Origin of the sequence: Klebsiella sp. KPN54798, from assembly GCF_021184225.1 — a bacterium.
Classification (GTDB): domain Bacteria; phylum Pseudomonadota; class Gammaproteobacteria; order Enterobacterales; family Enterobacteriaceae; genus Klebsiella; species Klebsiella pneumoniae.
This window is the reverse complement of sequence record NZ_CP089234.1, coordinates 5,202,130-5,228,639: the sequence shown is the minus strand read 5'-3', so window position 1 is coordinate 5,228,639 and position 26,510 is coordinate 5,202,130. Positions and strand designations below refer to the sequence as shown.

At 58.2% G+C, this 26,510-nt stretch carries 24 protein-coding genes and 4 tRNA genes; 21 read left to right on the top strand and 7 right to left on the bottom strand.

Annotated elements, in window-relative coordinates:
* The 9 genes from wzxE to LPQ25_RS25030 all read left to right on the top strand — a co-directional run bounded on the left by wzxE (position 1) and on the right by LPQ25_RS25030 (position 6,548).
* Positions 1–1,251 carry a lipid III flippase WzxE gene (wzxE, locus tag LPQ25_RS25070; RefSeq protein ID WP_002883312.1) on the top strand — a complete coding sequence of 417 codons (1,251 nt, stop codon included), beginning with the start codon at positions 1–3 and terminating at the stop codon, positions 1,249–1,251.
* Positions 1,248–2,324, top strand: a complete 1,077-nt coding sequence (locus LPQ25_RS25065) for a TDP-N-acetylfucosamine:lipid II N-acetylfucosaminyltransferase (protein WP_012737127.1) — start codon at positions 1,248–1,250, stop codon at positions 2,322–2,324. The genes wzxE and LPQ25_RS25065 overlap by 4 nt, the downstream gene beginning before the upstream one ends.
* Entirely contained in the window at positions 2,321–3,667 is a 1,347-nt protein-coding gene (wzyE, locus tag LPQ25_RS25060; protein ID WP_004146500.1) for an ECA oligosaccharide polymerase, read from the top strand. Before LPQ25_RS25065 ends, wzyE begins: the two co-directional genes overlap by 4 nt.
* An 11-nt stretch (positions 3,668–3,678) precedes the next feature.
* Complete coding sequence (wecG, locus tag LPQ25_RS25055; protein WP_004177935.1) at positions 3,679–4,419, top strand: lipopolysaccharide N-acetylmannosaminouronosyltransferase; 741 nt, start codon at positions 3,679–3,681, stop codon at positions 4,417–4,419.
* A 205-nt stretch (positions 4,420–4,624) separates the two neighbouring features.
* Positions 4,625–6,010: a bifunctional threonine/serine APC transporter ThrP gene (thrP, locus tag LPQ25_RS25050; RefSeq protein ID WP_002883322.1), complete on the top strand. Its 1,386-nt coding sequence runs from the start codon at positions 4,625–4,627 to the stop codon at positions 6,008–6,010.
* Between the two features lie 102 nt (positions 6,011–6,112).
* Positions 6,113–6,189, top strand: a tRNA-Arg gene (locus tag LPQ25_RS25045).
* A 55-nt stretch (positions 6,190–6,244) separates the two neighbouring features.
* Positions 6,245–6,320, top strand: a tRNA-His gene (locus LPQ25_RS25040).
* Positions 6,321–6,343: 23 nt separating this feature from the next.
* Positions 6,344–6,429 (top strand) — tRNA-Leu (locus LPQ25_RS25035).
* Positions 6,430–6,471: 42 nt separating this feature from the next.
* A tRNA-Pro gene (locus LPQ25_RS25030) sits at positions 6,472–6,548 on the top strand.
* A 460-nt stretch (positions 6,549–7,008) separates the two neighbouring features.
* Here the strand turns inward: LPQ25_RS25030 and hemY are convergent.
* The 4 genes from hemY to hemC are packed head-to-tail and all read right to left on the bottom strand — an operon-like array spanning position 7,009 to position 11,090.
* A complete protein-coding gene (gene hemY, locus LPQ25_RS25025; RefSeq protein WP_004150428.1) occupies positions 7,009–8,205 on the bottom strand; it encodes a protoheme IX biogenesis protein HemY in 1,197 nt (398 codons plus the stop codon).
* 3 nt (positions 8,206–8,208) lie between these two features.
* Positions 8,209–9,390, bottom strand: a complete 1,182-nt coding sequence (gene hemX / locus LPQ25_RS25020; RefSeq protein ID WP_004150429.1) for a uroporphyrinogen-III C-methyltransferase — start codon at positions 9,388–9,390, stop codon at positions 8,209–8,211.
* Positions 9,391–9,411: 21 nt separating this feature from the next.
* On the bottom strand, positions 9,412–10,152 hold the full coding sequence (gene hemD, locus LPQ25_RS25015; protein WP_012737128.1) for a uroporphyrinogen-III synthase: 741 nt from the start codon (positions 10,150–10,152) through the stop codon (positions 9,412–9,414).
* Positions 10,149–11,090, bottom strand: coding sequence for a hydroxymethylbilane synthase (hemC, locus tag LPQ25_RS25010; RefSeq protein WP_002883381.1), 942 nt, complete (start codon positions 11,088–11,090; stop codon positions 10,149–10,151). The genes hemD and hemC overlap by 4 nt, the downstream gene beginning before the upstream one ends.
* Positions 11,091–11,447: 357 nt before the next feature.
* Between hemC and cyaA the strand changes: the two genes are divergently transcribed.
* Positions 11,448–14,000 (top strand): class I adenylate cyclase, encoded by a 2,553-nt coding sequence (gene cyaA / locus LPQ25_RS25005; protein WP_002883383.1) that lies wholly within the window; start codon positions 11,448–11,450, stop codon positions 13,998–14,000.
* 48 nt (positions 14,001–14,048) lie between these two features.
* Here the strand turns inward: cyaA and cyaY are convergent, their stop codons facing one another.
* Positions 14,049–14,369: an iron donor protein CyaY gene (cyaY, locus tag LPQ25_RS25000; RefSeq protein WP_002883389.1), complete on the bottom strand. Its 321-nt coding sequence runs from the start codon at positions 14,367–14,369 to the stop codon at positions 14,049–14,051.
* 146 nt (positions 14,370–14,515) lie between these two features.
* Here cyaY and lptM point away from each other — a divergent pair, with 146 nt between their 5' ends.
* From lptM to corA, 8 genes are all read left to right on the top strand, one after another.
* A complete protein-coding gene (gene lptM, locus LPQ25_RS24995) occupies positions 14,516–14,719 on the top strand; it encodes an LPS translocon maturation chaperone LptM (protein WP_002883392.1) in 204 nt (67 codons plus the stop codon).
* A gap of 35 nt (positions 14,720–14,754) precedes the next feature.
* Positions 14,755–15,579 (top strand): diaminopimelate epimerase, encoded by an 825-nt coding sequence (gene dapF, locus LPQ25_RS24990; RefSeq protein WP_002883394.1) that lies wholly within the window; start codon positions 14,755–14,757, stop codon positions 15,577–15,579.
* Positions 15,576–16,283 carry a DUF484 domain-containing protein gene (locus LPQ25_RS24985; protein ID WP_012737129.1) on the top strand — a complete coding sequence of 236 codons (708 nt, stop codon included), beginning with the start codon at positions 15,576–15,578 and terminating at the stop codon, positions 16,281–16,283. The genes dapF and LPQ25_RS24985 overlap by 4 nt, the downstream gene beginning before the upstream one ends.
* Positions 16,280–17,182, top strand: coding sequence for a tyrosine recombinase XerC (xerC, locus tag LPQ25_RS24980; RefSeq protein WP_002883396.1), 903 nt, complete (start codon positions 16,280–16,282; stop codon positions 17,180–17,182). Before LPQ25_RS24985 ends, xerC begins: the two co-directional genes overlap by 4 nt.
* Positions 17,182–17,898 carry a 5-amino-6-(5-phospho-D-ribitylamino)uracil phosphatase YigB gene (gene yigB, locus LPQ25_RS24975; protein WP_012737130.1) on the top strand — a complete coding sequence of 239 codons (717 nt, stop codon included), beginning with the start codon at positions 17,182–17,184 and terminating at the stop codon, positions 17,896–17,898. Before xerC ends, yigB begins: the two co-directional genes overlap by 1 nt.
* 63 nt (positions 17,899–17,961) lie before the next feature.
* Positions 17,962–20,124, top strand: coding sequence for a DNA helicase II (gene uvrD, locus LPQ25_RS24970; RefSeq protein ID WP_002883398.1), 2,163 nt, complete (start codon positions 17,962–17,964; stop codon positions 20,122–20,124).
* 148 nt (positions 20,125–20,272) lie between these two features.
* Entirely contained in the window at positions 20,273–20,329 is a 57-nt protein-coding gene (gene ysgD, locus LPQ25_RS27470; protein ID WP_349815745.1) for a YsgD/CorL family protein, read from the top strand.
* 150 nt (positions 20,330–20,479) lie between these two features.
* The gene (gene corA, locus LPQ25_RS24965) at positions 20,480–21,430 is read left to right on the top strand and encodes a magnesium/cobalt transporter CorA (RefSeq protein WP_002883400.1); all 951 of its coding nucleotides are present in this window, start codon (positions 20,480–20,482) and stop codon (positions 21,428–21,430) included.
* A gap of 43 nt (positions 21,431–21,473) precedes the next feature.
* Here the strand turns inward: corA and rarD are convergent, their stop codons facing one another.
* On the bottom strand, positions 21,474–22,367 hold the full coding sequence (gene rarD, locus LPQ25_RS24960) for an EamA family transporter RarD (RefSeq protein WP_002883402.1): 894 nt from the start codon (positions 22,365–22,367) through the stop codon (positions 21,474–21,476).
* Positions 22,368–22,415: 48 nt separating this feature from the next.
* On the bottom strand, positions 22,416–22,880 hold the full coding sequence (gene yigI, locus LPQ25_RS24955; RefSeq protein WP_002883404.1) for an acyl-CoA thioesterase YigI: 465 nt from the start codon (positions 22,878–22,880) through the stop codon (positions 22,416–22,418).
* 152 nt (positions 22,881–23,032) lie between these two features.
* Between yigI and pldA the strand changes: the two genes are divergently transcribed.
* The 3 genes from pldA to rhtC all read left to right on the top strand — a co-directional run bounded on the left by pldA (position 23,033) and on the right by rhtC (position 26,469).
* On the top strand, positions 23,033–23,893 hold the full coding sequence (pldA, locus tag LPQ25_RS24950; protein WP_002883408.1) for a phospholipase A: 861 nt from the start codon (positions 23,033–23,035) through the stop codon (positions 23,891–23,893).
* A gap of 67 nt (positions 23,894–23,960) precedes the next feature.
* On the top strand, positions 23,961–25,787 hold the full coding sequence (recQ, locus tag LPQ25_RS24945) for an ATP-dependent DNA helicase RecQ (protein ID WP_004152055.1): 1,827 nt from the start codon (positions 23,961–23,963) through the stop codon (positions 25,785–25,787).
* Positions 25,788–25,848: 61 nt separating this feature from the next.
* Positions 25,849–26,469 carry a threonine export protein RhtC gene (gene rhtC / locus LPQ25_RS24940; protein ID WP_004177928.1) on the top strand — a complete coding sequence of 207 codons (621 nt, stop codon included), beginning with the start codon at positions 25,849–25,851 and terminating at the stop codon, positions 26,467–26,469.
* Positions 26,470–26,510: the final 41 nt, after the last annotated feature.

Sequence of the window (26,510 nt, the reverse complement as noted above, 5' to 3'; positions counted from 1 at the left end):
ATGTCGTTAGCAAAAGCCTCACTGTGGACGGCGGCATCGACGCTGGTCAAAATCGGCGCCGGTCTGCTGGTCGTCAAGCTGCTGGCCGTCTCGTTTGGGCCGGCGGGCGTTGGCCAGGCCGGTAACTTCCGGCAACTGGTCACCGTACTCGGCGTGCTGGCCGGGGCCGGGATATTTAATGGCGTCACGAAGCTGGTGGCGCAGCATCACGACGATCCCCCGCGCCTGAAGCAGGTGGTGGGCACCTCGTCGGCGATGGTGCTTGGCTTTTCCACCCTGCTGGCGCTGGTATTTTTACTGGCGGCGGCGCCGATAAGCCAGGGGCTGTTCGGCCATACGCACTATCAGGGGCTGGTACGCCTGGTGGCGCTGGTGCAGATGGGGATCGCCTGGGCGAATTTCCTGCTGGCGCTGATGAAAGGCTTTCGCGATGCGGCGGGTAACGCCTTCTCGCTGATTGCCGGGAGCCTGATCGGCGTGGCGGCTTACTATGCTTGCTACGTGTTGGGAGGCTATCAGGGCGCGCTGCTGGGGCTGGCGTTAGTTCCAGCGCTGGTGGTGGTCCCGGCGGGTATTATGCTCTGGCGGCGGGGTAATATCCCGCTGAGCGCCCTGCGTCCGCGCTGGGATAACGGTCTGGCGGGACAGCTATCGAAATTTACCCTGATGGCGCTGATAACCTCGGTGACCCTGCCGGTAGCCTATGTGATGATGCGTAATCTGCTGGCGGCGCATTACGGCTGGGAGGCGGTCGGGATCTGGCAGGGGGTGAGCAGCATCTCCGATGCCTACCTGCAGTTTATTACCGCCTCGTTTAGCGTCTATCTGCTGCCGACGCTGTCGCGGCTGAGCGCCAAAACGGATATTACCCGCGAGATAGTCAAGTCGCTGAAATTCGTCCTGCCGGCAGTAGCGGCGGCGAGCCTGACGGTCTGGCTGCTGCGCGATTTTGCCATCTGGCTGCTGTTTTCCGATCGCTTTACCGCGATGCGTGACCTGTTCGCCTGGCAGCTGGTGGGCGACGTTTTAAAAGTAGGCGCCTACGTCTATGGCTATCTGGTGATCGCCAAAGCGTCGCTGCGTTTTTATATTCTGACGGAAATCAGCCAGTTCGCACTGCTGACCGCATTCTCACACTGGCTTATACCGGCGCACGGCGCGGTTGGCGCGGCGCAGGCATATATGGCCACTTATATTGTTTATTTCGCCCTTTGTAGTGGCGTGTTTTTACTCTGGCGTAAACGGGCATGACAGCACTGATACATGTACTGGGATCGGATATCCCGCATCATAACCAGACCGTACTGCGGTTCTTTAACGACGAACTGGCCGCCGACCCGCAGGCCAGGAGATTTATGATCGTCGGTGATGAGGCCAGCGTGCGTGATGGGTATCCGGCGCTGGACATCACCTGTTATCCGGGGAAAAAGGCGCTGGCGCAGGCAGTGATTGCTACCGCGAAAGCCAACCGCCAGCAGCGCTTTTTCTTCCACGGCCAGTTCAATACCGGGCTGTGGCTGGCGCTGTTGAGCGGCGGCATCCGCCCGTCGCAGTTTAACTGGCATATCTGGGGGGCGGATCTGTACGAAAACGCCACCAGCCTGAAATTCCGCCTGTTCTATCCGCTGCGCCGTATGGCGCAGGGGCGGGTAGGGCGCGTTTTCGCCACCCGCGGCGATCTCAGCTGGTTCGCTAACCGCCATCCGCGCGTCCCGGGCGAGCTGCTCTACTTCCCGACCCGTATGGATCCGGCGCTGAATACCCTGGCCGATAACGCTCCGCGCGGTGATACCCTGACTATTCTGGTCGGCAACTCCGGGGATCGCAGCAATGAACATATTGCCGCGCTGAAGGCAATCCATCAGCAGTTTGGCGATACGGTAAACGTCATCGTGCCGATGGGCTATCCAGCGAATAACGACGCCTATATCAATGAGGTTCGCGAGGCGGGGGCGGCGCTGTTTAGCGGTGAGCATCTGCAGATCCTCAGCGAGAAGCTGGAGTTTCATGATTATCTGGCGCTGCTGCGCCGCTGCGATCTGGGCTATTTTCTGTTTGCCCGCCAGCAGGGGATCGGCACTCTGTGTCTGCTGATTCAGGCGGGCATCCCCTGCGTGCTCAATCGGGAAAACCCGTTCTGGCAGGATATGGCCGAGCAGCATGTGCCGGTGCTGTTCACCAGCGACGCGCTGGACGTCAGCGTGGTGCGCGAAGCGCAGCGTCAGCTGGCGAGCGTGGATAAATCCGCTATCGCCTTCTTCCGGCCGAACTATCTGACGGGCTGGCGGCGGGCGCTACGGTTAGCGGCGGAGGGGCAGGCATGACGTTAATGCAATTTAGCGGGCTGCTGGTGGTCTGGCTGCTGTCGACGCTGTTCATCGCCACCGCCACCTGGTTTGAGTTCCGTCGGGTACGCTTTAACTTCAACGTTTTTTTCTCGTTGCTGTTTCTGCTGACCTTTTTCTTCGGCTTCCCGCTGACCAGTATTCTGGTGTTCCGCTTTGACGTCAGCGTGGCGCCGCCGGAGATTTTGCTGCAGACGCTGCTGATCGCGGTGTGCTTCTACGCAGTCTACTACGTGACCTATAAAACGCGGCTGCGTTCGGCATCGCGTGAGGTTGCGCATCGCCCGCTGTTTACCATGAACCGGGTGGAAACCCATCTGGCGTGGGGCATTTTGATGGGGCTGGCGCTGCTGTGCGTCGGCATCTTCTTCGCCCACAACGGTTTCCTGCTGTTTAAGCTCAACTCCTACAGCCAGATTTTCTCTGCTGAAGTGTCCGGCGTGGCGTTGAAGCGCTTCTTTTACTTCTTTATTCCGGCGATGCTGGTGGTCTATTTTCTGCGCCAGGATTATAAGGCGTGGATCTTCTTCCTCGTCAGCACGGTGGCCTTTGGTTTGCTGACCTACGCCATCGTCGGCGGGACCCGCGCCAATATCATCATCGCCTTCGCCATCTTTCTGTTCATCGGTATTATTCGCGGCTGGATCAGCCTGTGGATGCTGGCGGCGGCGGGTGTGCTGGGTATTGTCGGCATGTTCTGGCTGGCGCTGAAGCGCTACGGGATGAACGTCAGCGGCGACGAAGCGTTTTACACCTTTCTGTATCTCACGCGCGACACCTTCTCACCGTGGGAGAACCTGGCGCTGCTGCTGCAGAACTACGACAAGATCGATTTCCAGGGTCTGGCGCCGATGATCCGCGACTTCTACGTCTTTATCCCCAGCTGGATGTGGCACGGTCGCCCGACGATGGTGCTCAATACCGCCAACTACTTTACCTGGGAAGTATTAAACAACCATTCGGGGCTGGCGATCTCGCCGACGCTGATTGGCTCGCTGGTGGTGATGGGCGGCGTCTGGTTCGTACCGCTGGGCGCCGTGGCGGTAGGGTTGATTATTAAATGGTTCGACTGGCTGTATGAGCTGGGCAACCGGGAGAGCAATCGCTATAAAGCGGCTATCCTGCACAGTTTCTGTTTCGGCGCTATCTTCAACATGATAGTGCTGGCGCGCGAGGGGCTGGATTCGTTCGGCTCCCGCGTGGTGTTTTTCCTCGTGATCTTTGGTATCTGCTTGCTGGCGGCGAAACTGCTGTACTGGTTCCTGGATAGCGTGGGACTGATTCATAAGCGCGTAAAACCGCTTTCGCAACCGCAAGTCTGAGAAGGATGGACATGACTGGGACCATTTCCGCGCCGTTGTACCTGTTAAGAGGGCTGCAGCTCATAGGCTGGCGCGATATGCCGCACGCTCTGGATTATTTGTTTGCCGACGGCGCGCTCCGGGAGGGGACGCTGGTGGCCATTAATGCTGAGAAAATGCTGGCCGTAGAAGATAACCCGGAGGTACGGGCGCTGATTGAGGCGGCGGAGTTTAAATATGCCGATGGCATCAGCGTGGTGCGTTCGCTGCGCAAAAAATACCCGCAGGCCCAGGTATCCCGCGTCGCCGGGGCCGATCTCTGGGAAGCGTTAATGCAGCGCGCTGGCGCTGAAGGGACACCGGTGTTTTTGGTTGGTGGTAAACCTGAGGTCCTGGCGCAGACAGAATCCAGGCTGCGTCAGCGCTGGCAGGTGAACATCGTCGGCAGCCAGGACGGTTATTTCACCCCTGAGCAACGCCAGGCATTGTTCGAACGCATTCGCGACAGCGGGGCGAAAATCGTCACCGTCGCGATGGGGTCGCCGCGCCAGGAGATCTTCATGCGCGACTGCCGGCGCCTGTATCCGCACGCGCTGTATATGGGCGTCGGCGGCACTTACGATGTTTTTACCGGGCACGTCCATCGGGCGCCGAAGTTCTGGCAGGATCTGGGGCTGGAGTGGTTCTATCGTCTGCTTTTGCAGCCGAGCCGCATCAAGAGACAGTTCCGCCTACTGCGCTATTTACGTTGGCATTATTCCGGTAAGCTCTGATATTCCACTGCAACCAGGCGAGTTTGCATACATATTCTGTGTAATCTCTTCACTCGCCTGATACTTTATTTGCCATTTCCGCAAAATTAATTAACCATTCGCAGGCTTCATACGCGCCGGGGAGACCTGCGCGTCGGCAAGGCTATGGTTTCAGTTAATAACAATAACCGGGAGTACCCGGAATACGGCAAACACAAGAGGATATATGACTGAGAAAAAAGCGGAGCTCCAGCGTGGACTGGAGGCCCGGCATATTGAACTGATCGCCCTTGGCGGGACGATTGGCGTGGGGTTGTTTATGGGGGCGGCCAGTACCTTGAAATGGGCTGGGCCTTCCGTGCTGCTGGCGTATATTATCGCTGGCCTGTTCGTCTTTTTCATTATGCGCTCAATGGGCGAAATGCTGTTCCTTGAGCCTGTCACTGGCTCCTTCGCGGTGTATGCGCATCGCTATATGAGCCCCTTCTTCGGCTATCTGACCGCGTGGTCCTACTGGTTTATGTGGATGGCGGTGGGGATCTCGGAGATTACCGCCATCGGGGTCTATGTGCAGTTCTGGTTCCCGGAGATGGCGCAGTGGATCCCGGCGTTGATTGCCGTGGGGCTGGTGGCGTTGGCTAACCTCGCGGCGGTCCGGCTATACGGTGAAATCGAGTTCTGGTTCGCCATGATAAAAGTGACCACCATTATCGTGATGATCGTCGTGGGTCTGGGCGTCATTTTCTTCGGCTTTGGCAACGGCGGCCACTCCATCGGTTTTGGTAATCTCACCGAACATGGTGGTTTCTTTGCTGGCGGCTGGAAGGGCTTCCTGACGGCGCTGTGTATCGTGGTCGCGTCCTATCAGGGGGTGGAGCTCATCGGCATTACCGCAGGTGAAGCGAAAAACCCGCAGGTGACGCTGCGCAGCGCGGTGGGCAAAGTGCTGTGGCGGATCCTGATTTTCTACGTCGGCGCGATTTTCGTTATCGTCACTATCTTCCCGTGGGATCAAATCGGCTCCAACGGCAGCCCGTTCGTACTGACGTTTGCCAAAATCGGTATTACCGCGGCGGCGGGAATTATCAACTTCGTGGTGCTGACGGCAGCGCTTTCCGGCTGCAACAGCGGAATGTACAGCTGCGGACGTATGCTGTACGCCCTGGCGAAGAACCGTCAGCTGCCGGCGGCGATCGGTAAGGTATCGCGCAACGGCGTTCCGTCCGTCGGTGTGGCGCTGTCGATTCTAATCCTGCTGGTGGGCTCCTGCCTGAATTACATTATTCCTAATCCGCAGCGGGTGTTCGTCTATGTCTATAGCGCCAGCGTCCTGCCGGGGATGGTGCCCTGGTTTGTGATCCTGATTAGTCAGCTGCGTTTCCGTCGCGTGCATCAGGCGGCGATTGCCAGCCATCCGTTCCGTTCGCTGCTGTTTCCGTGGGCCAACTATTTCACGATGGCCTTCCTGATCTGCGTGCTGGTCGGGATGGGACTGAATGATGAAACCCGCATGTCGCTCTTCGTCGGCATTATTTTTCTGGCCGCCGTCACCCTGATTTATAAGGTGTTTGGCCTCGGAAGACAGGGGCAAGTCAATAATACGGCTGAATAACCGTCAAAATGAACAAAGCATGAGCAAACGATAATTTTCTTTAAAAAGGCACTAGACAGCGGGGTAGGAAGTCCGTATTATCCGACCCCGCAACGGCGCTAAGCGCCCGTAGCTCAGCTGGATAGAGCGCTGCCCTCCGGAGGCAGAGGTCTCAGGTTCGAATCCTGTCGGGCGCACCATTAACCCGGTGCTGGAGCTGCGGTGGTTTTAATACCGCGTAAAAGGTTTGCAGTGGTGGCTATAGCTCAGTTGGTAGAGCCCTGGATTGTGATTCCAGTTGTCGTGGGTTCGAATCCCATTAGCCACCCCATTATTTGATAGAGTTGTGAATTTGCGAAGGTGGCGGAATTGGTAGACGCGCTAGCTTCAGGTGTTAGTGTTCTTACGGACGTGGGGGTTCAAGTCCCCCCCTCGCACCACGACTTTAACGAATTGAACTAAAAATTCAAAAAGCAGTATTTCGGCGAGTAGCGCAGCTTGGTAGCGCAACTGGTTTGGGACCAGTGGGTCGGAGGTTCGAATCCTCTCTCGCCGACCAATTTTGAACCCCGCTTCGGCGGGTTTTTTGTTTTCTGCTGCCGTCCGCCATCTCTTATTTCTCTGATCTTGCTGATAAAAAATCTTCTCTTTGCTTAAGAATACGCGTCAGGAAAACTCTCAATTCATCACTGTGGTAGATGCAATTTCCCCGGATCCTGTGCGATAATAACCGGGTAGATGCTCATTCCATCTCTTATGTTCGCCTTCGTGCCTCATAAACTCCGGAATGATGCAGAGCCGTTCTTACGGTGCTTATCGTCCACTGACAGATGTCGCATTTATGCCTCATCAAACACCATGGACATTACGTTGAGTGAAGCACCCAATTTGTTGTCAAACAGACCTGTTTTAACGCCTGCCCTGATTTCAGCGCAGGCGTTTTTTTCTTTCAGGGATCCGTCAATGCGAAGGCGGGGGAGAAGGGCTATCGCCCCGCAGGAGGCGATAGCCATGCCAGGTTATGGCTGAGGATTATTCTGCAGCGTCAGCAGCAGTCCATCGCGGCGCATAGCGGCGGCTTCTTCGGGCTGATGCAGGCGGTCCAGGGCATCCGCCAGCCAGGCGTAATCAAAGGCATCCGGACGCTGCTTAAGCGCGGCGCGGAAGGCGATGCTGGCCTCCTGCCATTCGCCGTGCCGCATCAGCGACTGGCCCAGGGTGCTCCACAGCAGCGGACGGTCGCCAACGGCTTTGATCTGCTGGCGCAGCACTTTCTCCAGCTGTTCCGGGTTATTGGTCTTCAGACGCGGGATCGGCATCACCAGACGGTCATCATACTGTTTCTTCAGACCATCAATAATAATTTGCTGCGCGGTATCGTGATCGTCGCTCTCGATGAGGCGCTCGGCCATCGCCACCTGCAGCGGCACCAGCGCCCGCGTTTTACGGCTCTGGTTGCGCCACCATTCGCGTAGTCCTTCGCTGCCGCCATCGGCCAGCGCTTTATCCATCAGGCCAACCCAGGCCAGCTGTTCCAGCGCCGCGCGGTGCGCTTCATCGCCGACGTTAGCTTTCGCCATCGACGGAATGATGTCCAGCAGCGACTGCCAGGCGCCGGTGCGGGTGTATGCCTGTTCGGCGAGGCGCAGCACTTCCGGATGACGCGGGGTAATTTCCAGCAGCTTATCGATGCCATGGCGCGCAGCGTGATTTTCATTACGCGCCAGCTGCAGGCGAACGCGAGTGATTTCCACCGGGATCAGGTCATCGCCCGCCAGCTCGGTGGCGCGCTCCAGATGCTGGTTGGCCCGCGCTTCATCGCCGCGCTGCTGGGCCGCTTCCGCCGCCAGCAGATAGTTCACCACCGGCTGTTCGGCGTGATCGGCATTTTTCGCCATCAGCTTCTCAACCTGCTGGTAATCACCTTCCGCCAGCTTAAGCAGCGCCTGCTCGGTTTGCTTACGCGCGCGACGGCGTTTACGGCCGACAAACCAGCCGCGCGTATGCGCCCCGGTGCGGAAAATGCGGCGCAGCAGCCATTCAATGGCGAACAGCACCACCATGGCGAGGATCAGGATGATCACCAGCCCGGTCACGCTGGTCTCGATATTGTAATTATCGGTCTGGATCAGGACGTAGCCCTGATGCCCGGCGATCATCGGGCCGAGCACGATCCCGGCGATCAACAGTGCGAAGAGTAAAAGAATTTTCAGCATGCGTTACTCTCCTTGCGGCGCAGCGGGGGCGGCCGGCGCAGCAGGTGCGGGCGAAGGCGCGCCGCCCGCGGTAACGGCAGGCTGCGCCATCAGGTTGCGCACTCGGGTCTGCATCAGTTTTTCCAGCAACGCCTGACTCTGCAGCGTTTCCGGCACCGTCATGGTAATGCTTTGCTGACTGAGCTTATCCACCTCGTCGAGGAAGGCTTTGGTGGTGGCGTCATCGGTATCATAATAGGCGCGTACCCAGGTCGAGACGTTATCCAGCGACTGTTTCCAGGTCTCTTCCTGATGGCGCGGAACTGCCTGCGCGGCGACCAGCAGGCGAGAGCGAATATTTTCCCGCAGATAGATATCCTGATTCGGCGCCAGCAGCGGGACCGCCGTTTCATCGCGGCGGCGCACGGTGATAAAGCTGTCCATAAAGTTCTGCCAGCTTTTCTGCAGGTTGACGCGCCATTCGCTGATAGAGCTGGAAAGCTCATCGCTATCAGCGTCCATCGGCGAATCGTCATCGTTATTATCTGCCAGCCGCAGGTTATCGATTTGGTTCGCCAGCTGATTAACCTTGAGGATCATGCCGTCATAGTCCACCTGGCTTACCGCGGAGAGGGTGGCGATGTCGTCGGTGATCGCCCGGCGGGCGCCGATGAGGCTTGGGTCGTTCATGTCGGCGAGGCTGGCGTCAGCGCTTTTCAGCAGCGCGGCGGCGGTGGTGACATCCTGATCGCTCCACAGCTTACGTCCCGCCAGCTTGACGAGGAAGTCGGCCTGGGCCAGCAGCCAGGTTTTGGCATCGCTACCGGAAATCACCGCCACTTTTTGCTGCAGCTCATCCAACTGTTTGGCCAGCGTCTCCTGCTGGTGTTTGGCTTCGTTTAGCTGGTCGGCCTGCTGTTTGATAACACCTTCCAGTTCACTTTTTTGATTTTCCTGCGCTTTTTGCAGCGCCGCGACCTGGCTTGCTAATTCAGAGGTAGTTGCGTTTTGCCGCGTGGCCTGTTGTTTGTTCAGGCCATACAGGCCGATGCCGGCGGCTATCGCAATGGCGATAGCGATCGCGCTGAGCGCCAGGCTGGTTTTATTGCCTGCCTTCTTCTTCTCAGTGTTCTCTGGCTGTGGTGTGGTCTCCACGGCCTCCCTGGTCTCTTCAACCACGGCGGATTGATTTTGTTGTTCCGTCATTATGGCTTCCAATGTTGAGAGTTATTGTAATGCGCGTAGCAGCGCATCGTTGTCGGCGCTATCGGCAACCTGAATCTCCTGCCAGCCCAGTTCCCGGGCCTGAAGGGCCAGACGTTCGCTGACAACGACAACGCGGCAGTGCAGGAGCCACTGTTCGCGATACCATTGCGGTATTAACGACCATAGCTGCTGCAGCATCTCGCCGCTGGTGACCACCAGCGTGGTGACTCCGCGAGATTGCCAGCGCATCGCTTCTTCTGCGCCATCGTAATGTTTTGCACTACGTTGATAACATTCACAAAATGTGACCCTGGCGCCGCGCTCGGTCAGCGTCGCGCCTAAGAGTTCCCGCCCGCCATTGCCGCGTAGGATCAGCGCATTTTTCCCGGCAATGTTTTGTAATTCAGGTAATTGTAGCAAGACTTCGCTAATTTCCCGATCTAACGGGTAATGGATATGCTGCCCACTGACCGTATGCAGGGCCAGCGCCGTCGTGCGGCCAATGGCAAAATAGCGCGGAGAAGTGGGCCAGAGCAGGCCCTGCTGCTGCAGACGGGCATGGGCGAATTCCACCGCATGCTGGGATAGCGCAAATAGCAGATCGTCGGGTCCCAGTCGGGCAAGCGCATCGCCCAGCGCGGGAAGCTCCCTGCCGGGCGTAAATTCTATCAGCGGAAAGCTCCAGGCCACGCGTCCCATGGCCCGCAGACGGCTGACCAGCGCTTCTCCTTGCGGTAGTGGACGAGTGACCAGGATGCTCATCGCGGGGCTTCTCCATCATAAACCGCCGCGAGAATCTCGCGGGCGCCATTATCCAGAAGCTCTTCCGCCAGCGAGATGCCGAGGGCTTCCGCTTGTTCCGCTGGCCCGCGTCGTTCGCCGCGCACCAGCTGTGAACCATCCGGAGCGCCAACCAGCGCCCGCAGCCACAGTTCCCCGTCCTTCAGTTCCGCATAGCTGCCGATCGGCACCTGGCAGCCGCCTTCGAGGCGGGTGTTCATCGCCCGCTCGGCGCGCACGCGCACCGCCGTTTCCGTATGGTTGAGAGGCGCTAACAGCCCCCGGGTCCATGCATCATCAAGACGGCATTCGATGCCGACCGCGCCCTGGCCGACCGCCGGCAGAGATTGCTCAGGCGACAGCGGCTGGCGAATACGCGCTTCCAGCTGCAGGCGCTTCAGGCCGGCGGCGGCGAGGATGATGGCGTCGTACTCGCCGTTATCCAGCTTACTCAGCCGGGTACCGACGTTACCGCGCAGAGAGCGGATCGCCAGGTCCGGACGGGTGGCGGCCAGCTGGCACTGACGGCGTAAACTTGACGTGCCAACGACGCTGCCGGCCGGCAGTTCGTCAATCGAGGCATAGCGATTGGAGACAAACGCGTCGCGCGGATCGTCGCGCTCGCAGATAGTCACCAGCCCCAGGCCCTCCGGGAATTCCACCGGCACATCTTTCATCGAATGGACGGCGATATCGGCGCGCCCTTCGAGCATGGCGAGCTCTAACTCTTTCACAAATAAGCCTTTGCCCCCCACCTTTGCCAGCGGAGTATCAAGGATGACATCCCCGCGCGTGACCATCGGCACCAGCTCGACCTTCAGTCCGGGATGCGCTTGTTCCAGGCGCGCTTTAACATACTGCGCCTGCCATAGCGCAAGCGGGCTTTGCCGTGTGGCAATTTTCAAAACTTTGTCTAACATGCTTGTTACCGTCATTATCGACCACTATCCATCCTAACATTGTTGTCTTACGGATGTTAGTTTTCACGGTTTATGTGGGAGGTGGCTCCGGCCCACTCTTTTTTAACCTTTCATGCGCGTGGCGGTTGCCGGAGGCGTAGTGAGGAATTTACAGGTAATAAACGGTGCTACACTTGTATGTAGCGCATCTTTCTTTACGGTCAATGAGCAAGGTGTTAAATTGATCACGTTTTAAACCATTTGTCAGTCCGCTGCTCATCACAACCACACCGACGACGAATGGTGACGGTTTTTGTTGAAATACTGAAATCCTCCGTACTATTGTACCTCGGGTTTTTGAACATCAGGCGATATGTCTTGTACCTCTATATTGAGACACTGAAACAGAGACTGGATGCCATCAACCAATTGCGCGTGGATCGCGCGCTTGCTGCCATGGGACCCGCTTTCCAGCAGGTTTACAGTCTACTGCCAACGTTATTACATTATCATCACCCGCTGATGCCGGGTTACCTTGACGGTAACGTTCCCCGTGGCATTTGCCTCTACACGCCTGATGAAACCCAACGCCACTATCTTGAAGAACTGGAACTGCATCGCGGTATGCAGACTCAGGAGCCGCCGAAAGGCGAGCTGCCGATCACCGGCGTCTACTCGATGGGCAGTACTTCCTCCGTCGGCCAGAGCTGCTCTTCCGATCTTGATATCTGGGTATGTCACCAGGCCTGGCTGGATAGCGAAGAGCGCCAGCTGCTGCAGCGAAAATGCAGCCTGCTTGAGAGCTGGGCTGCCTCGCTCGGCGTGGAAGTCAGCTTCTTCCTGATCGACGAAAACCGTTTCCGTCATAACGAAAGCGGTAGCCTCGGCGGCGAAGACTGCGGTTCGACCCAGCATATCCTGTTGCTTGATGAGTTCTACCGCACCGCGGTGCGCCTCGCCGGCAAGCGTATTCTGTGGAATATGGTGCCGTGCGATGAAGAAGAGCATTACGATGATTACGTGATGGGGCTGTATGCCCAGGGCGTGCTGACGCCTAACGAATGGCTCGATCTCGGCGGCCTCAGTTCGCTGTCGGCGGAAGAGTACTTCGGCGCCAGCCTGTGGCAGCTGTATAAAAGTATCGACTCCCCCTATAAAGCGGTGCTGAAAACGTTGCTGCTGGAAGCCTACTCCTGGGAATACCCCAATAACCGCCTGTTAGCGAAAGATATCAAACAGCGTCTGCACGACGGGGAGATTGTCTCCTTTGGCCTCGACCCGTACTGCATGATGCTGGAGCGCGTGACCACCTATCTGCAGGCCATCGAAGATGAAACCCGCCTCGACCTGGTGCGCCGCTGCTTCTACCTGAAAGTTTGTGAAAAACTCAGCCGCGAACGCGCCTGCGTCGGCTGGCGTCGCGAAGTCGTCAGCCAGTTGGTGAATGCCTGGGGCTGGGACGAAAAGCGTCTGATGATGCTCGACAACCGCGCCAACTGGAAAATCGATGAAGTGCGCAAGGCGCACAACGAACTGCTCGACGCCATGATGCAGAGCTATCGTAATCTGATCCGCTTCGCGCGGCGCAATAACCTTAGCGTCTCCGCCAGCCCGCAGGATATTGGCGTGCTGACCCGTAAGCTGTATGCGGCCTTTGAAGCGCTGCCGGGGAAAGTGACGCTGGTAAACCCGCAAATTTCGCCGGATCTGTCGGAACCGAACCTGACCTTTATCCACGTGCCGCCGGGCCGCGCCAACCGTACCGGTTGGTATCTGTACAACCGCGCGCCGGACATGGAATCGATCATCAGCCATCAGCCGCTGGAATATAACCGTTATCTTAATAAGCTGGTGGCCTGGGCCTGGTTTAACGGCCTGCTGACCTCACGCACCCGCCTGTTTATTAAGGGCAACGGCATCGTCGATCTGGCGAAGCTGCAGGAGATGGTGGCCGACGTGTCGCACCACTTCCCGCTGCGCCTGCCGGCGCCGACGCCAAAGGCGCTGTACAGCCCGTGCGAAATCCGCCACCTGGCGATTATCGTCAACCTCGAATATGACCCAACCGCGGCCTTCCGCAACCAGGTGGTGCACTTCGATTTCCGTAAGCTGGATGTTTTCAGCTTCGGCGAAGAGCAAAAATGCCTGATCGGCAGCGTCGACCTGCTGTATCGCAACTCGTGGAACGAAGTGCGTACGCTGCACTTTAACGGCGAACAGGCGATGATCGAGGCGCTGAAAACGATCCTCGGCAAAATGCACCAGGACGCCGCGCCGCCGGACAGCGTGGAGGTGTTCTGCTATAGTCAGCACCTGCGCGGCCTGATCCGCACCCGCGTGCAGCAGATGATCTCCGAATGTATCGAACTGCGTCTCTCCAGTACCCGCCAGGATACCGGGCGTTTCAAAGCGCTGCGCGTCTCCGGCCAGACGTGGGGGCTGTTCTTCGAACGTCTTAACGTTTCGGTGCAGAAGCTGGAAAACGCCATTGAGTTCTACGGCGCTATCTCGCACAACAAGCTGCACGGGCTATCGGTGCAGGTGGAAACCAATCACGTTAAGCTGCCGGCGGTGGTGGATGGCTTCGCCAGCGAAGGGATTATTCAGTTCTTCTTTGAAGACGCGGATAATAACGACAGCGGCTTTAACATCTATATTCTTGATGAGAGCAACCGCGCCGAGGTCTATCATCACTGCGAGGGCAGTAAAGAGGAGCTGGTGCGCGACGTCAGCCGCTTCTATTCGTCATCGCACGATCGTTTCACCTACGGCTCCAGCTTCATCAACTTCAACCTGCCGCAGTTCTATCAGATTGTCGAGGTAGACGGGCGCACCCAGGTGATCCCTTTCCGCACCCAGGCGATTGCCGCCGCGATACCCACCAGCCAGGACGTTACCGCCTCGCCGGTGCTGCAGCAGCGCTACTCGTAGATTTGGCCCGGATAAGGCGCGATGCGCCGCTATCCGGGAAACACGTCATTAACGGAATTTCACCGTCTCACCGGCCTGCTGGCTCGCCGCCTGCTCCAGCAGATCCCAGAAGGTTTCGCCGCTGCGATCGCAGATCCACTCGTCGCCTTTGAGATCGAAGTGATAGCCGCCCTGTTTGGTGGCCAGCCACACCTGGTGCAGCGGCTCCTGACGGTTAATAATGATTTTGCTGCCGTTTTCAAAGCTGATGGTCAGCACGCCGCCGTTGATTTCGCAGTCGATGTCGCTATCGCCGTCCCAGTCGTCCAGACGTTCTTCGATGGTCATCCACAGGCTATCGGCCAGGCGATGGAATTCACTGTCGTTCATAATTTGATTCTGCTTTTTTGATTTTTGAAGATGGGTCGCAGTATAGCGCGAAACAAAAGCGCGCGCAGTCGGATGCTAAAGGCTTGCTTTTACGTCTTCTCCTGCGATGATAGAAAGCAGAAAGAATGAATCACGGGCAACTATCAATGAAAAACGTTTTTCCTACGCTTGCCGTTTTGTTTGCGATCTTCAGCCTGACCGGCTGCGGTCTGAAAGGGCCTCTCTATTTCCCACCGGCGGACAAAACCGCGCCGCCGCCGACCAAACCGGTTAACCCTGGCATTCAGAGCGCAACGCCGGATCGTAACGATCGTGGCGATACCGGTGGTCCGAGCCAGGTCAATTACTAACGATAACGTTCTGTTCCGCGCAACTGGAGTAGATGATGCAGTTCTCTAAAATGCATGGCCTTGGCAACGATTTTATGGTCGTTGACGCGGTAACGCAGAATGTTTTTTTCTCGCCGGAGCTGATTCGCCGCCTGGCGGATCGCCACCTTGGCGTCGGGTTCGATCAGCTATTGGTCGTCGAACCGCCCTACGATCCGGATCTGGATTTCCACTACCGGATCTTTAACGCCGACGGCAGCGAAGTGTCGCAGTGCGGCAACGGCGCGCGCTGTTTTGCCCGCTTCGTCCGGCTGAAAGGCCTGACCAATAAACGTGATATCCGCGTGAGTACGGCCAACGGGCGTATGGTATTAAGCGTAACGGAAGACGATCTGGTGCGGGTGAACATGGGCGAGCCCAACTTCGAGCCGTCCCAGGTGCCGTTCCGCGCCAACAAAGCGGAAAAGACCTATATCATGCGTGCCGCCGAGCAGACAGTATTGTGCGGCGTGGTGTCCATGGGAAATCCGCACTGCGTCATCCAGGTTGATGATGTGGATACGGCAGCGGTGGAAACTCTCGGCCCGGTGATGGAAAGCCATGAGCGTTTTCCGGAGCGCGCCAATATCGGCTTTATGCAGGTGGTCGGCCGGTCTCATATCCGTCTGCGCGTCTACGAACGCGGCGCGGGGGAAACCCAGGCCTGCGGCAGCGGCGCTTGCGCCGCGGTGGCGGTGGGGATCCAGCAGGGGCTGCTGGCGGAAACGGTACGCGTGGAATTACCCGGCGGTCGTCTTGATATCGCCTGGAAAGGCCCGGGCCAGCCGCTGTTTATGACCGGCCCGGCGGCCCATGTCTATGATGGATTTATTCATTTATGAAACCAATCGGGGAAGAACAGCAGGAGGTTGCCAGCGCGTTGAACGATCGCGCAGTGGTGGACTATCTGTTGCAACATCCTGAATTTTTTATTCGTAATGCCGCCCAGGTCGAACATCTCCGCGTCCCGCATCCGGTCCGCGGTTCGATTTCGCTGGTGGAGTGGCACATGATGCGGGCGCGTAACCATATTCATGTGCTGGAAGAAAATATGTCGCTGCTGATGGAGCAGGCGGTCGCTAATGAAAGCCTGTTCCAGCGCCTGCTGCAGCTGCAAACGCGGCTGGCGGCGGCGGAGAGCCTTGACGATATGCTCAACCGCCTTCACCGCTGGGCACGCGAGCTGGGGCTGGCGGGCGCCACGGTGCGCCTGTTTCCTGACTGCTGGCGCCTCGGCGCGCCCTCGAAGTTTACCCATCTGGCATTAAACCGGCAGGCGTTTGAGCCGATCCGTATTCAACGTCTGGGCCAGGCGCGCCACTATCTTGGACCGCTGAACGGCCCGGAGCTGCTGGTGGTGCTGCCGGAGGCGAAGGCCATTGGGTCTGTGGCGATATCGCTGCTGGGGGGCGATAATGCCCCGGGGGTGATGCTCTTCAGCAGCCGCGATGCGCAGCATTATCAGCCAGGGCAGGGGACGCAGCTGTTGCAGGAGATTGCCCAGATGCTGCCCGGCCTGCTGGAGCGCTGGATTGAACGCGCATGACCGATTCTCCTCTCTTCTCCGCCGTCGCCCGCTTTCTTCGCCATCTTGGCGTTGAACGCCAGCTCAGCCCGATCACGTTACTGAATTACCAGCGACAGCTGGACGCGCTGATCGCCCTGGCGGATGAGGCGGGCCTGAAAAGCTGGTCGCAGTGCGATGCCGCTCAGGTGCGAAGCTTTGCGGTGCGTAGTCGCCGCGCGGGGTTAGGCCCGGCAAGCCTGGCGCTTCGCCTGTCGGCGCTGCGCAGTTTCTTCGACTGGCTGGTCGGCCAGGGCGAGCTCAGCGCCAATCCGGCGAAGGGGATTGCCGCGCCGAAAATTCCCCGCCACCTGCCAAAAAATATTGACGTCGATGACGTCAATCGACTGCTGGATATCGATCTCAACGATCCGCTGGCGGTGCGCGATCGGGCGATGCTGGAGGTGATGTACGGCGCGGGATTGCGTTTGTCCGAACTGGTCAACCTGGATATCAAACACCTCGATCTCGAAAGCGGTGAGGTCTGGGTGATGGGCAAAGGCAGCAAAGAGCGCCGTTTACCGATCGGTCGCAACGCGGTGGCATGGATTGAGCACTGGCTGGATTTGCGCGGCCTGTTCGGTACCGATGACGACGCGCTGTTTTTGTCGAAGCTGGGCAAACGTATTTCGGCACGCAACGTACAGAAGCGATTCGCCGAGTGGGGCATTAAGCAGGGGCTGAACAGCCATGTACACCCGCACAAGCTGCGCCACTCCTTTGCCACCCATATGCTGGAGTCGAGCGGCGATCTGCGCGGCGTGCAGGAGCTGCTGGGGCATGCTAACCTCTCCACCACCCAAATCTATACCCATCTTGATTTTCAACACCTTGCCTCGGTGTACGATGCCGCGCATCCGCGCGCTAAACGGGGGAAATAATGCGTTTTTACCGACCTCTGGGCCAGATTTCCGCGCTGACGTTTGACCTGGACGATACCCTTTACGATAACCGCCCGGTGATTGACCGGACGATGCACGAGTCGCTGGCCTTTGTGCGCAGCTACCATCCTTCGCTCAGCCAGTTCGACGCCCATGAGCTTAATCAGCTGCGTCAGACGCTGCTGGCTGCTGAACCTGAGATTTATCATGACGTGACCGTCTGGCGCCACCGTGCGTTGGAGTTAGGTATGCGTAATGCCGGGCTCTCCGCCGAAGCGGCGAAAGCGGGGGCCGATGCGGCGATGGAACACTTCGCCCACTGGCGCAGCCGCGTCGATGTCCCGCAGGAGACCCACGATACGCTGGCGAAGCTGGCGGAGAAGTGGCCGCTGGTGGCGATTACCAATGGCAACGCCCGCCCGGAACTGTTCGGTCTGAGCGACTATTTCCGCTTCGTGCTGCGCGCCGGACCGGATGGCCGCTCCAAGCCGTTTGCCGACATGTACCACCTTGCGGCGGAGCGTCTGAATGTGCCGCTCGGGCAGATTCTGCACGTCGGCGATGATCTGACTACCGACGTGGCCGGCGCTATTCGCTGTGGGATGCAGGTCTGCTGGATCAAACCGCAAGGCGCGGACCTGATGCACACCGCGGACAGCCGCCTGCTGCCGCATATTGAAATTTCACGGTTGGCATCTCTGACCTCGCTGATATAATCACCAGTCACTCTGTATATATTAACAGGGGTTCGTGGAACCCCTTCTCTTCCGGCGGTGCCAATGGACGTTTCTTACCTGCTCGACAGCCTTAATGACAAACAGCGTGAAGCCGTAGCGGCCTCGCGCACCAATATGCTGGTTCTGGCAGGGGCGGGCAGTGGTAAGACGCGCGTTCTGGTGCACCGTATCGCCTGGCTGCTGAGCGTGGAGAACTGTTCCCCGTATTCCATTATGGCGGTGACCTTTACCAACAAAGCGGCGGCGGAGATGCGTCACCGTATCGGCCAGCTGATGGGCACCACCCAGGGCGGCATGTGGGTGGGCACCTTCCACGGCCTGGCGCACCGTTTGCTGCGCGCGCACCATCTGGATGCCAACCTGCCGCAGGACTTTCAAATCCTCGACAGCGAAGACCAGCTGCGTCTGCTGAAGCGTCTGATTAAGGCGATGAACCTCGATGAGAAACAGTGGCCGCCGCGCCAGGCGATGTGGTACATCAACAGCCAGAAAGATGAAGGGCTGCGCCCGCATCATATTCAGAGCTACGGCAACCCGGTCGAGCAGACCTGGCAGAAGGTCTATCAGGCCTATCAGGAAGCCTGCGACCGCGCCGGGCTGGTGGATTTCGCCGAGCTGCTGCTGCGCGCCCACGAGCTGTGGCTGAACAAGCCGCATATCCTGCAGCACTATCGTGAGCGTTTCACCAATATCCTTGTCGATGAATTTCAGGATACCAACAACATTCAGTACGCCTGGATCCGCCTGCTGGCGGGCGATACCGGCAAAGTGATGATCGTTGGCGATGATGACCAGTCGATTTATGGCTGGCGCGGCGCGCAGGTCGAGAACATTCAGCGCTTCCTCAACGACTTCCCCGGCGCGGAAACCATCCGCCTGGAGCAGAACTATCGCTCGACCAGCAATATTCTCAGCGCTGCCAACGCCCTGATTGAAAACAACAACGGTCGGCTGGGCAAAAAGCTGTGGACCGACGGCGCCGACGGCGAGCCGATTTCGCTGTACTGCGCCTTCAACGATCTCGACGAAGCGCGCTTTGTGGTGAACCGAATTAAAACCTGGCAGGAGAACGGCGGCGCGCTGGAGCAATGCGCCATTCTCTATCGCAGTAACGCCCAGTCGCGTGTGCTGGAAGAGGCCCTCCTGCAGGCCAGTATGCCGTACCGTATCTACGGCGGCATGCGCTTCTTCGAGCGTCAGGAAATCAAAGACGCGCTCTCTTACCTGCGCCTTATCGCCAACCGCAACGACGACGCGGCCTTTGAGCGCGTAGTCAATACGCCGACCCGCGGCATTGGCGACCGCACGCTGGACGTGGTGCGCCAAACGTCGCGCGATCGCCAGCTGACGCTATGGCAGGCCAGTCGCGAGCTATTGAAAGAAAAAGCGCTGGCCGGTCGCGCCGCCAGCGCCCTGCAGCGCTTTATGGAGCTGATTGACGCGCTGGCGCAGGAGACCACCGATATGCCGCTGCACGTTCAGACCGATCGGGTGATTAAAGACTCCGGCCTGCGCGCGATGTACGAGCAGGAGAAAGGTGAGAAGGGCCAGACCCGTATTGAAAACTTAGAGGAGCTGGTGACGGCGACGCGCCAGTTCAGCTACAACGAAGAAGATGAAGATCTGATGCCGCTGCAGGCGTTCCTCTCCCACGCCGCGCTGGAAGCGGGCGAGGGGCAGGCGGACACCTGGCAGGACGCGGTTCAGCTGATGACCCTGCACTCGGCGAAAGGGCTGGAGTTCCCACAGGTGTTCATCGTCGGCGTCGAAGAAGGGATGTTCCCGAGCCAGATGGCCCTTGATGAAGGCGGCCGCCTGGAGGAGGAGCGTCGCCTGGCCTACGTCGGCGTAACGCGCGCCATGCAGAAGCTGACGCTGACCTATGCGGAAACCCGCCGTCTGTACGGGAAAGAGGTTTATCACCGCCCGTCGCGCTTTATTGGCGAGCTGCCGCAGGAGTGCGTAGAAGAAGTGCGGCTGCGAGCCACGGTGAGCCGCCCGGTAAACCATCAGCGACTGGGCGCGCCGATTGCCGAGAGCGATACCGGCTACAAGTTAGGCCAGCGCGTACGGCATCCGAAGTTTGGCGAAGGCACTATTGTCAACCTCGAAGGCAGCGGCGAGCACAGCCGGCTGCAGGTGGCTTTTCAGGGCCAGGGAATCAAATGGCTGGTGGCGGCTTACGCCCGGCTGGAGGCAGTGTAACTTTAGGAAAAATATCATTATTTTGTAATATTCTGCTACCTTTATACGTTAAGGCGCCTGATTTGCGCTTTCGCGTTCCGTTGCGTGTTGACGCCGATTTTGCGCTGGCGTAACATGCGCGCACGATTACGCTAAGAGGACATTCGCCTTGGACACACCCAGTAGATGCTGGCTCAACTTCCTGTCATTCAGGAACAACTCCTAAGGCTATCCTCTTATGCTGATAGCCTTAGCGGTTGTCAGCGACCTGCCCCATTCCCGTCGCGCTGAGTCAGGCTTAATGGTCTGAAACCCAATTTGTTTCTGTGTGCCCACCGAACTGTCCGATAATTTTTTTGCATTGGGAGTCCCGGTCATGCTGAGCGCATTTCAACTGGAAAACAATCGTTTAACGCGCCTGGAAGCCGATGAGATCAAACACCTCGCCAGCTCGGTGTGGGTCGATCTGGTCGAGCCTGACGACGATGAGCGAAGCCGCGTGCAGACGGAACTGGGTCAAAACCTGGCGACGCGCCCGGAACTGGAAGATATCGAAGCCTCCGCGCGTTTCTTTGAAGATGAAGACGGGTTACACATCCACTCGTTCTTCTTTTTTGAAGATGCCGACGATCACGCCGGCAACTCTACCGTGGCGTTTACCATCCGCGAAGGCCGCCTGTTCACGCTGCGCGAGCGCGAACTACCCGCTTTCCGCCTCTACCGTATGCGCGTGCGTAACCAGACGCTGGTCGACGGCAACGCCTACGAACTGCTGCTCGACCTGTTCGAGACCAAAATCGAGCAGCTGGCGGATGAAATTGAAAACATCTACAGCGACCTGGAAAAGCTGAGCCGCGTGATTATGGAAGGCCATCAGGGCGACGAGTACGACGAAGCGCTGTCGACGCTGGCGGAACTGGAAGATATCGGCTGGAAGGTGCGCCTCTGTCTGATGGATACCCAGCGCGCACTGAACTTCCTCGTGCGCAAGGCGCGCCTGCCGGCGGGCCAGCTGGAGCAGGCACGGGAGATCCTGCGCGATATCGAATCTCTGCTGCCGCACAACGAATCGCTGTTCCAGAAGGTGAACTTCCTGATGCAGGCGGCGATGGGTTTTATCAATATCGAGCAGAACCGCATCATCAAGATCTTCTCGGTGGTCTCGGTGGTATTCCTGCCGCCAACTCTGGTGGCCTCCAGTTACGGGATGAACTTTGAATTTATGCCCGAACTACACTGGAGCTTTGGTTATCCGGGAGCCATCGTGTTTATGATGCTGGCCGGCCTGGCGCCGTATCTCTACTTCAAGCGCAAAAACTGGCTGTAAAAAAAGGGAGCGTCGGCTCCCTTCTTTACTGGCTGATGCAGGCTTAGCCTCTGCGCAACCGGCGCTGGGTATACAGCGCATCGACGATAAACACCGCCAGCGCGACCCAGATAAAGCCAAAGGTCACCATTTTATCCTTGCCCGGCACTTCGCCGTAGAACGTCACCGCCAGCAGGAACATCAGCGTTGGGCCGATGTACTGGAAAAAGCCCAGCGTGGAGAGCCGCAGACGCGTTGCCGCCCCGGTAAAGCACAGCAAAGGGATGGTGGTCACCACGCCCGCGGCCATCAGCAGCAGATTGAGCGACCAGGGGTTCTCGCCCATATGGCTGGTCGGGCTGTCGGTGATGCCGAACAACCAGATTGCCGCCACCGGCAGCAGCCACAGCGTTTCCACCAGCATGCCGGTTTGCGCATCGACAGCAATTTTCTTTCGCACCAGGCCGTAAAAGGCAAAACTGAAAGCCAGCCCAAGACCGATTATCGGCAGCGAACCAAAGGTCCACAGCTGGACCAGCACGCCGCAAAAGGCGAGGATCACCGCCAGCCACTGCAGACGACGAAAGCGTTCGCCGAGGAAAATCATCCCCAACAAAATATTCACCAGCGGGTTGATAAAGTAGCCGAGGCTGGCTTCCAGCATATGGTGGTTATTCACCGCCCAGATGAACAACAGCCAGTTACCGCCGACCAGCACTGCCGAGAGCGCCAGCAGGAAGATCTTGCGCGGCGTTTTCAGCAGCTTTTTCACCTGTGGCCACTGGCGGCTGACGCTGATGAGCGCCACCATGAAGAAGAAAGACCAGATCACGCGATGGGTCAAAATTTCATCGGCGGGAACATAGTAGATAAGTTTGAAGTACGCTGGCGCGATACCCCAGATAAAGTAGGCGGCGAGGGCCAGAATGATCCCCAACCGCGTCTGTTTCGCATCCATCGGTAAAATCCATTGCCAAAGAGAGTGATGTTACTCGATTTTGGCCAATCAACCCACCATATAGGTGGCCGTTGCGCTGGCAATATAGACCTGAGCTTCGTTATGCAGTTCCACGCGGGCAACCGCCACTTTATTGCCGGCGCGCAGCAGGGTGCTGGTGGCGGTAAAACGTTCGCCGCGGCCCGGACGCAGGTAGTCCACGCGCAGGTCGATGGTTCCCATACGGGAAAGCCGTTGGCGCAACTCTTCTTCGTTGATGGTGTCATGGCGGGTAAGGGTACTGCCGACGCAGACCAGGCCAGCGGCAACGTCCAGCGCGGAGGCGATCACCCCGCCATGCAGAATGCTTTGCGCCCAGTTGCCGACCATCATCGGCTGATTATTAAAGCTAAGCTGGGCAAACGCTTTTTCGTAGCGTTCCAGTTCGAGACCGAGGGCGCGGTTAAACGGCATGTGATAGACGAAAATCTCCCCTACCAGTTTCAGGGCTGCTTCGGCAGTAAGTTCAGACATAACACCGGTTCCATTCGTTAATAAAATGTTGATTTTATGCTTCTAAAATATTGATTTCCACTTTCGGAGCGGATTAGGGGGCAGGTGATTAATAAACAGGTAGAATGGCTTCAGGTTAAACAAAAATAAAAACTATTTTTCAGGAGACCAGCATGCGTATCTCTTTGGCCTGCCTGGTGGCGCTGTGCGCGCTACCGGCCGGTGTTATGGCGCAGGACGCGTCGGTACACGACAAACCGGCAGTGCGCGGCAGCATTATCGCCAACCTGCTCCAGGACCATGATAATCCTTTCCTGCTCTACCCTTATGAGAGCAACTATCTGCTCTATACGTGGACCAGCGACCTCAATAAAGAGGCGATCCGCAGCTATGACTGGGCCGAAAATGCCCGTAAAGATGAAGTGAAGTTTCAGCTAAGCCTGGCGTTCCCGCTGTGGCGCGGTATCCTGGGCGATAATTCGCTGCTGGGCGCGTCCTATACCCAGAAATCCTGGTGGCAGCTCTCTAACAGCAAAGAGTCGGCGCCGTTTCGCGAAACCAATTATGAACCCCAGCTGTTTTTGGGCTTTGCGACCGACTACCAGTTTGCCGGCTGGACGCTGCGCGATATTGAGATGGGGTATAACCACGACTCGAATGGGCGTTCCGACCCCACCTCGCGCAGCTGGAATCGGCTTTATGCCCGCCTGATGGCGCAAAACGGTAACTGGCTGGTGGAAGTGAAGCCCTGGTATGTGGTGGGCAACACCGATGATAACCCGGATATCACCAAATATATGGGCTATTACCGGCTGAAGGTGGGCTACCAGCTGGGAGAGGCGATCCTCAGCGCGCAGGGGCAATACAACTGGAACACCGGCTACGGCGGGGCGGAACTTGGCGTGAGCTATCCCATTACCAAACATGTTCGCGCCTATACGCAGATCTACAGCGGCTATGGCGAGTCGCTTATCGACTATAACTTTAACCAAACGCGCGTCGGCGTCGGGCTAATGCTCAACGATCTGTTTTAATCGTTGCACTCTGGCTCGCAGGCGCTGAAAATAGCGCCTGTTTTCTTTTCAGGCAAATGGGGTCAACGTGGCACAGGCGGAAGTATTAAATCAGGAATCGCTGGCTAAGCAGGTTTTACAAGAGACCTTCGGCTACCAGCAGTTCCGTCCTGGCCAGGAAACGATTATCGAGACGGCGCTCGAAGGCCGGGACTGCCTGGTGGTCATGCCGACCGGTGGCGGCAAGTCGCTGTGCTATCAGGTGCCGGCGCTGGTCATGGGCGGTCTGACGGTCGTGGTCTCACCGCTGATCTCGCTGATGAAGGACCAGGTCGATCAGCTGCTGGCCAACGGCGTGGCGGCGGCTTGTCTGAACTCGACGCAAAGCCGCGAGCAGCAGCAGGAGGTGATGGCCGGCTGCCGCAGCGGGCAGGTTCGTCTGCTGTATATCGCGCCGGAACGGCTGATGCTGGATAACTTTCTTGAGCATCTGGCGAACTGGAACCTGGCGATGCTGGCGGTAGACGAGGCGCACTGTATCTCGCAGTGGGGCCATGACTTCCGTCCGGAATATGCCGCGCTGGGCCAGCTGCGTCAGCGGATGCCGCAGATCCCGTTTATGGCGTTGACCGCCACCGCCGATGATACCACCCGCCGCGATATCGTCCGCCTGCTGGGGCTTAACGATCCGCTGATTCAGGTCAGCAGCTTCGACCGGCCAAACATCCGCTATATGCTGATGGAGAAATTCAAGCCGCTCGATCAGCTGATGCGCTACGTTCAGGATCAGCGCGGCAAATCGGGCATTATCTACTGCAACAGCCGTTCGAAAGTGGAAGACACCGCCGCCAGGCTGCAAAGCCGCGGTATTAGCGCGGCGGCTTACCATGCCGGTCTGGAAAACGACGTGCGCGCCGAGGTGCAGGAGAAATTCCAGCGCGACGATCTGCAGATCGTGGTGGCGACGGTGGCCTTCGGGATGGGCATTAACAAGCCGAACGTCCGCTTTGTGGTGCATTTTGATATTCCGCGCAATATTGAATCCTACTATCAGGAGACCGGCCGCGCCGGGCGTGATGGCCTGCCGGCGGAAGCGATGCTGTTTTACGATCCGGCGGATATGGCGTGGCTGCGCCGCTGTCTGGAAGAAAAACCCGCCGGGCCGCTACAGGATATCGAACGGCATAAGCTGAATGCGATGGGGGCGTTTGCCGAAGCGCAGACCTGTCGCCGTCTGGTGCTGCTGAACTATTTTGGCGAAGGGCGTCAGGAGCCGTGCGGCAACTGCGATATCTGTCTTGACCCGCCAAAGCAGTACGATGGCTTAATGGATGCGCGCAAGGCGCTTTCAACGATTTACCGGGTCAATCAACGCTTCGGAATGGGTTACGTGGTGGAGGTCCTGCGCGGGGCCAACAACCAGCGCATCCGAGAGATGGGCCACGATAAGTTGCCGGTTTACGGTATCGGCCGGGAGCAAAGTCACGAGCACTGGGTGAGCGTGATCCGCCAGCTGATTCACCTTGGGCTGGTGACGCAGAATATCGCCCAGCACTCCGCGCTGCAGCTGACCGAAGCCGCGCGACCGGTGCTGCGTGGCGAAGTGCCGCTGCAGCTCGCCGTGCCGCGTATCGTGGCGCTGAAGCCAAAGGCGATGCAGAAATCCTTTGGCGGCAATTACGACCGTAAACTGTTCGCCAAGCTGCGCAAATTACGTAAAGCGATCGCCGACGAAGAGAACATCCCGCCATATGTGGTCTTCAACGACGCGACGCTTATCGAGATGGCCGAACAATCGCCGCTGACCGCCGGCGAAATGCTCAGCGTCAACGGCGTGGGGACACGCAAGCTCGAGCGTTTCGGGAAGCCGTTTATGGCGCTGATCCGGGCGCATGTTGATGGCGACGATGAGTAGTCAGCTGGCTGAAAAAGTGCCAGAATAGTTTCTCTCTTCATTATTTTCCTGCGAGTTAACTATGCTGATGCTTTTCCTCACCGTGGCGCTGGTGCATATCATTGCGCTGATGAGCCCGGGGCCGGACTTTTTCTTTGTCTCACAAACGGCCATCAGCCGCTCGCGCAGAGAGGCGATGATGGGTGTGCTGGGGATCACCTGCGGCGTCATGGTCTGGGCGGGAGTGGCGCTGCTCGGCCTGAACCTGATCCTCGCCCGGATGGCGTGGCTGCATAACATTATTATGGTCGGCGGGGGCCTGTATCTATGCTGGATGGGCTACCAGATGCTGCGTGGCGCGCTGAAAAAAGAGACGGTGGCCTCGGCGGAGCCGCAGGTGGAGCTGGCCCGCAGCGGACGCAGCTTCGTGAAGGGATTGCTGACCAATCTGGCGAATCCGAAAGCGATTATCTACTTCGGCTCAGTGTTTTCGCTGTTCGTGGGTGACAGCGTCGGCGCCGGCGCGCGCTGGGGCATTTTCCTGCTGATTATCGTTGAGACGCTGGCCTGGTTTATGGTGGTTGCCAGCCTGTTCGCCCTGCCGGGGATGCGCCGCGGCTATCAGCGGATGGCGAAGTGGATCGACGGTATCGCCGGTACGCTGTTTGCGGGCTTCGGCATCCACCTGATTATCTCGCGTTAACCGGCATGCTGTTTCCCACCCGGTTGTTTCCGGGTGGGAAA

Excerpts from the sequence above, each read along its gene's own strand:
- pldA (WP_002883408.1), top strand. The coding sequence starts at position 23,033 with ATGCGTATCTCTTTGGCCTGCCTGGTGGCGCTGTGCGCGCTACCGGCC.
- hemC (WP_002883381.1), bottom strand. The coding sequence starts at position 11,090 with ATGTTAGACAAAGTTTTGAAAATTGCCACACGGCAAAGCCCGCTTGCG.
- rhtC (WP_004177928.1), top strand. The coding sequence starts at position 25,849 with ATGCTGATGCTTTTCCTCACCGTGGCGCTGGTGCATATCATTGCGCTG.
- wzxE (WP_002883312.1), top strand. The coding sequence starts at position 1 with ATGTCGTTAGCAAAAGCCTCACTGTGGACGGCGGCATCGACGCTGGTC.
- lptM (WP_002883392.1), top strand. The coding sequence starts at position 14,516 with ATGAAAAACGTTTTTCCTACGCTTGCCGTTTTGTTTGCGATCTTCAGC.
- dapF (WP_002883394.1), top strand. The coding sequence starts at position 14,755 with ATGCAGTTCTCTAAAATGCATGGCCTTGGCAACGATTTTATGGTCGTT.
- yigB (WP_012737130.1), top strand. The coding sequence starts at position 17,182 with ATGCGTTTTTACCGACCTCTGGGCCAGATTTCCGCGCTGACGTTTGAC.
- xerC (WP_002883396.1), top strand. The coding sequence starts at position 16,280 with ATGACCGATTCTCCTCTCTTCTCCGCCGTCGCCCGCTTTCTTCGCCAT.
- thrP (WP_002883322.1), top strand. The coding sequence starts at position 4,625 with ATGACTGAGAAAAAAGCGGAGCTCCAGCGTGGACTGGAGGCCCGGCAT.
- uvrD (WP_002883398.1), top strand. The coding sequence starts at position 17,962 with ATGGACGTTTCTTACCTGCTCGACAGCCTTAATGACAAACAGCGTGAA.
- LPQ25_RS25065 (WP_012737127.1), top strand. The coding sequence starts at position 1,248 with ATGACAGCACTGATACATGTACTGGGATCGGATATCCCGCATCATAAC.
- rarD (WP_002883402.1), bottom strand. The coding sequence starts at position 22,367 with ATGGATGCGAAACAGACGCGGTTGGGGATCATTCTGGCCCTCGCCGCC.
- hemX (WP_004150429.1), bottom strand. The coding sequence starts at position 9,390 with ATGACGGAACAACAAAATCAATCCGCCGTGGTTGAAGAGACCAGGGAG.
- hemY (WP_004150428.1), bottom strand. The coding sequence starts at position 8,205 with ATGCTGAAAATTCTTTTACTCTTCGCACTGTTGATCGCCGGGATCGTG.
- LPQ25_RS24985 (WP_012737129.1), top strand. The coding sequence starts at position 15,576 with ATGAAACCAATCGGGGAAGAACAGCAGGAGGTTGCCAGCGCGTTGAAC.
- hemD (WP_012737128.1), bottom strand. The coding sequence starts at position 10,152 with ATGAGCATCCTGGTCACTCGTCCACTACCGCAAGGAGAAGCGCTGGTC.
- cyaY (WP_002883389.1), bottom strand. The coding sequence starts at position 14,369 with ATGAACGACAGTGAATTCCATCGCCTGGCCGATAGCCTGTGGATGACC.
- yigI (WP_002883404.1), bottom strand. The coding sequence starts at position 22,880 with ATGTCTGAACTTACTGCCGAAGCAGCCCTGAAACTGGTAGGGGAGATT.
- corA (WP_002883400.1), top strand. The coding sequence starts at position 20,480 with ATGCTGAGCGCATTTCAACTGGAAAACAATCGTTTAACGCGCCTGGAA.
- wzyE (WP_004146500.1), top strand. The coding sequence starts at position 2,321 with ATGACGTTAATGCAATTTAGCGGGCTGCTGGTGGTCTGGCTGCTGTCG.
- wecG (WP_004177935.1), top strand. The coding sequence starts at position 3,679 with ATGACTGGGACCATTTCCGCGCCGTTGTACCTGTTAAGAGGGCTGCAG.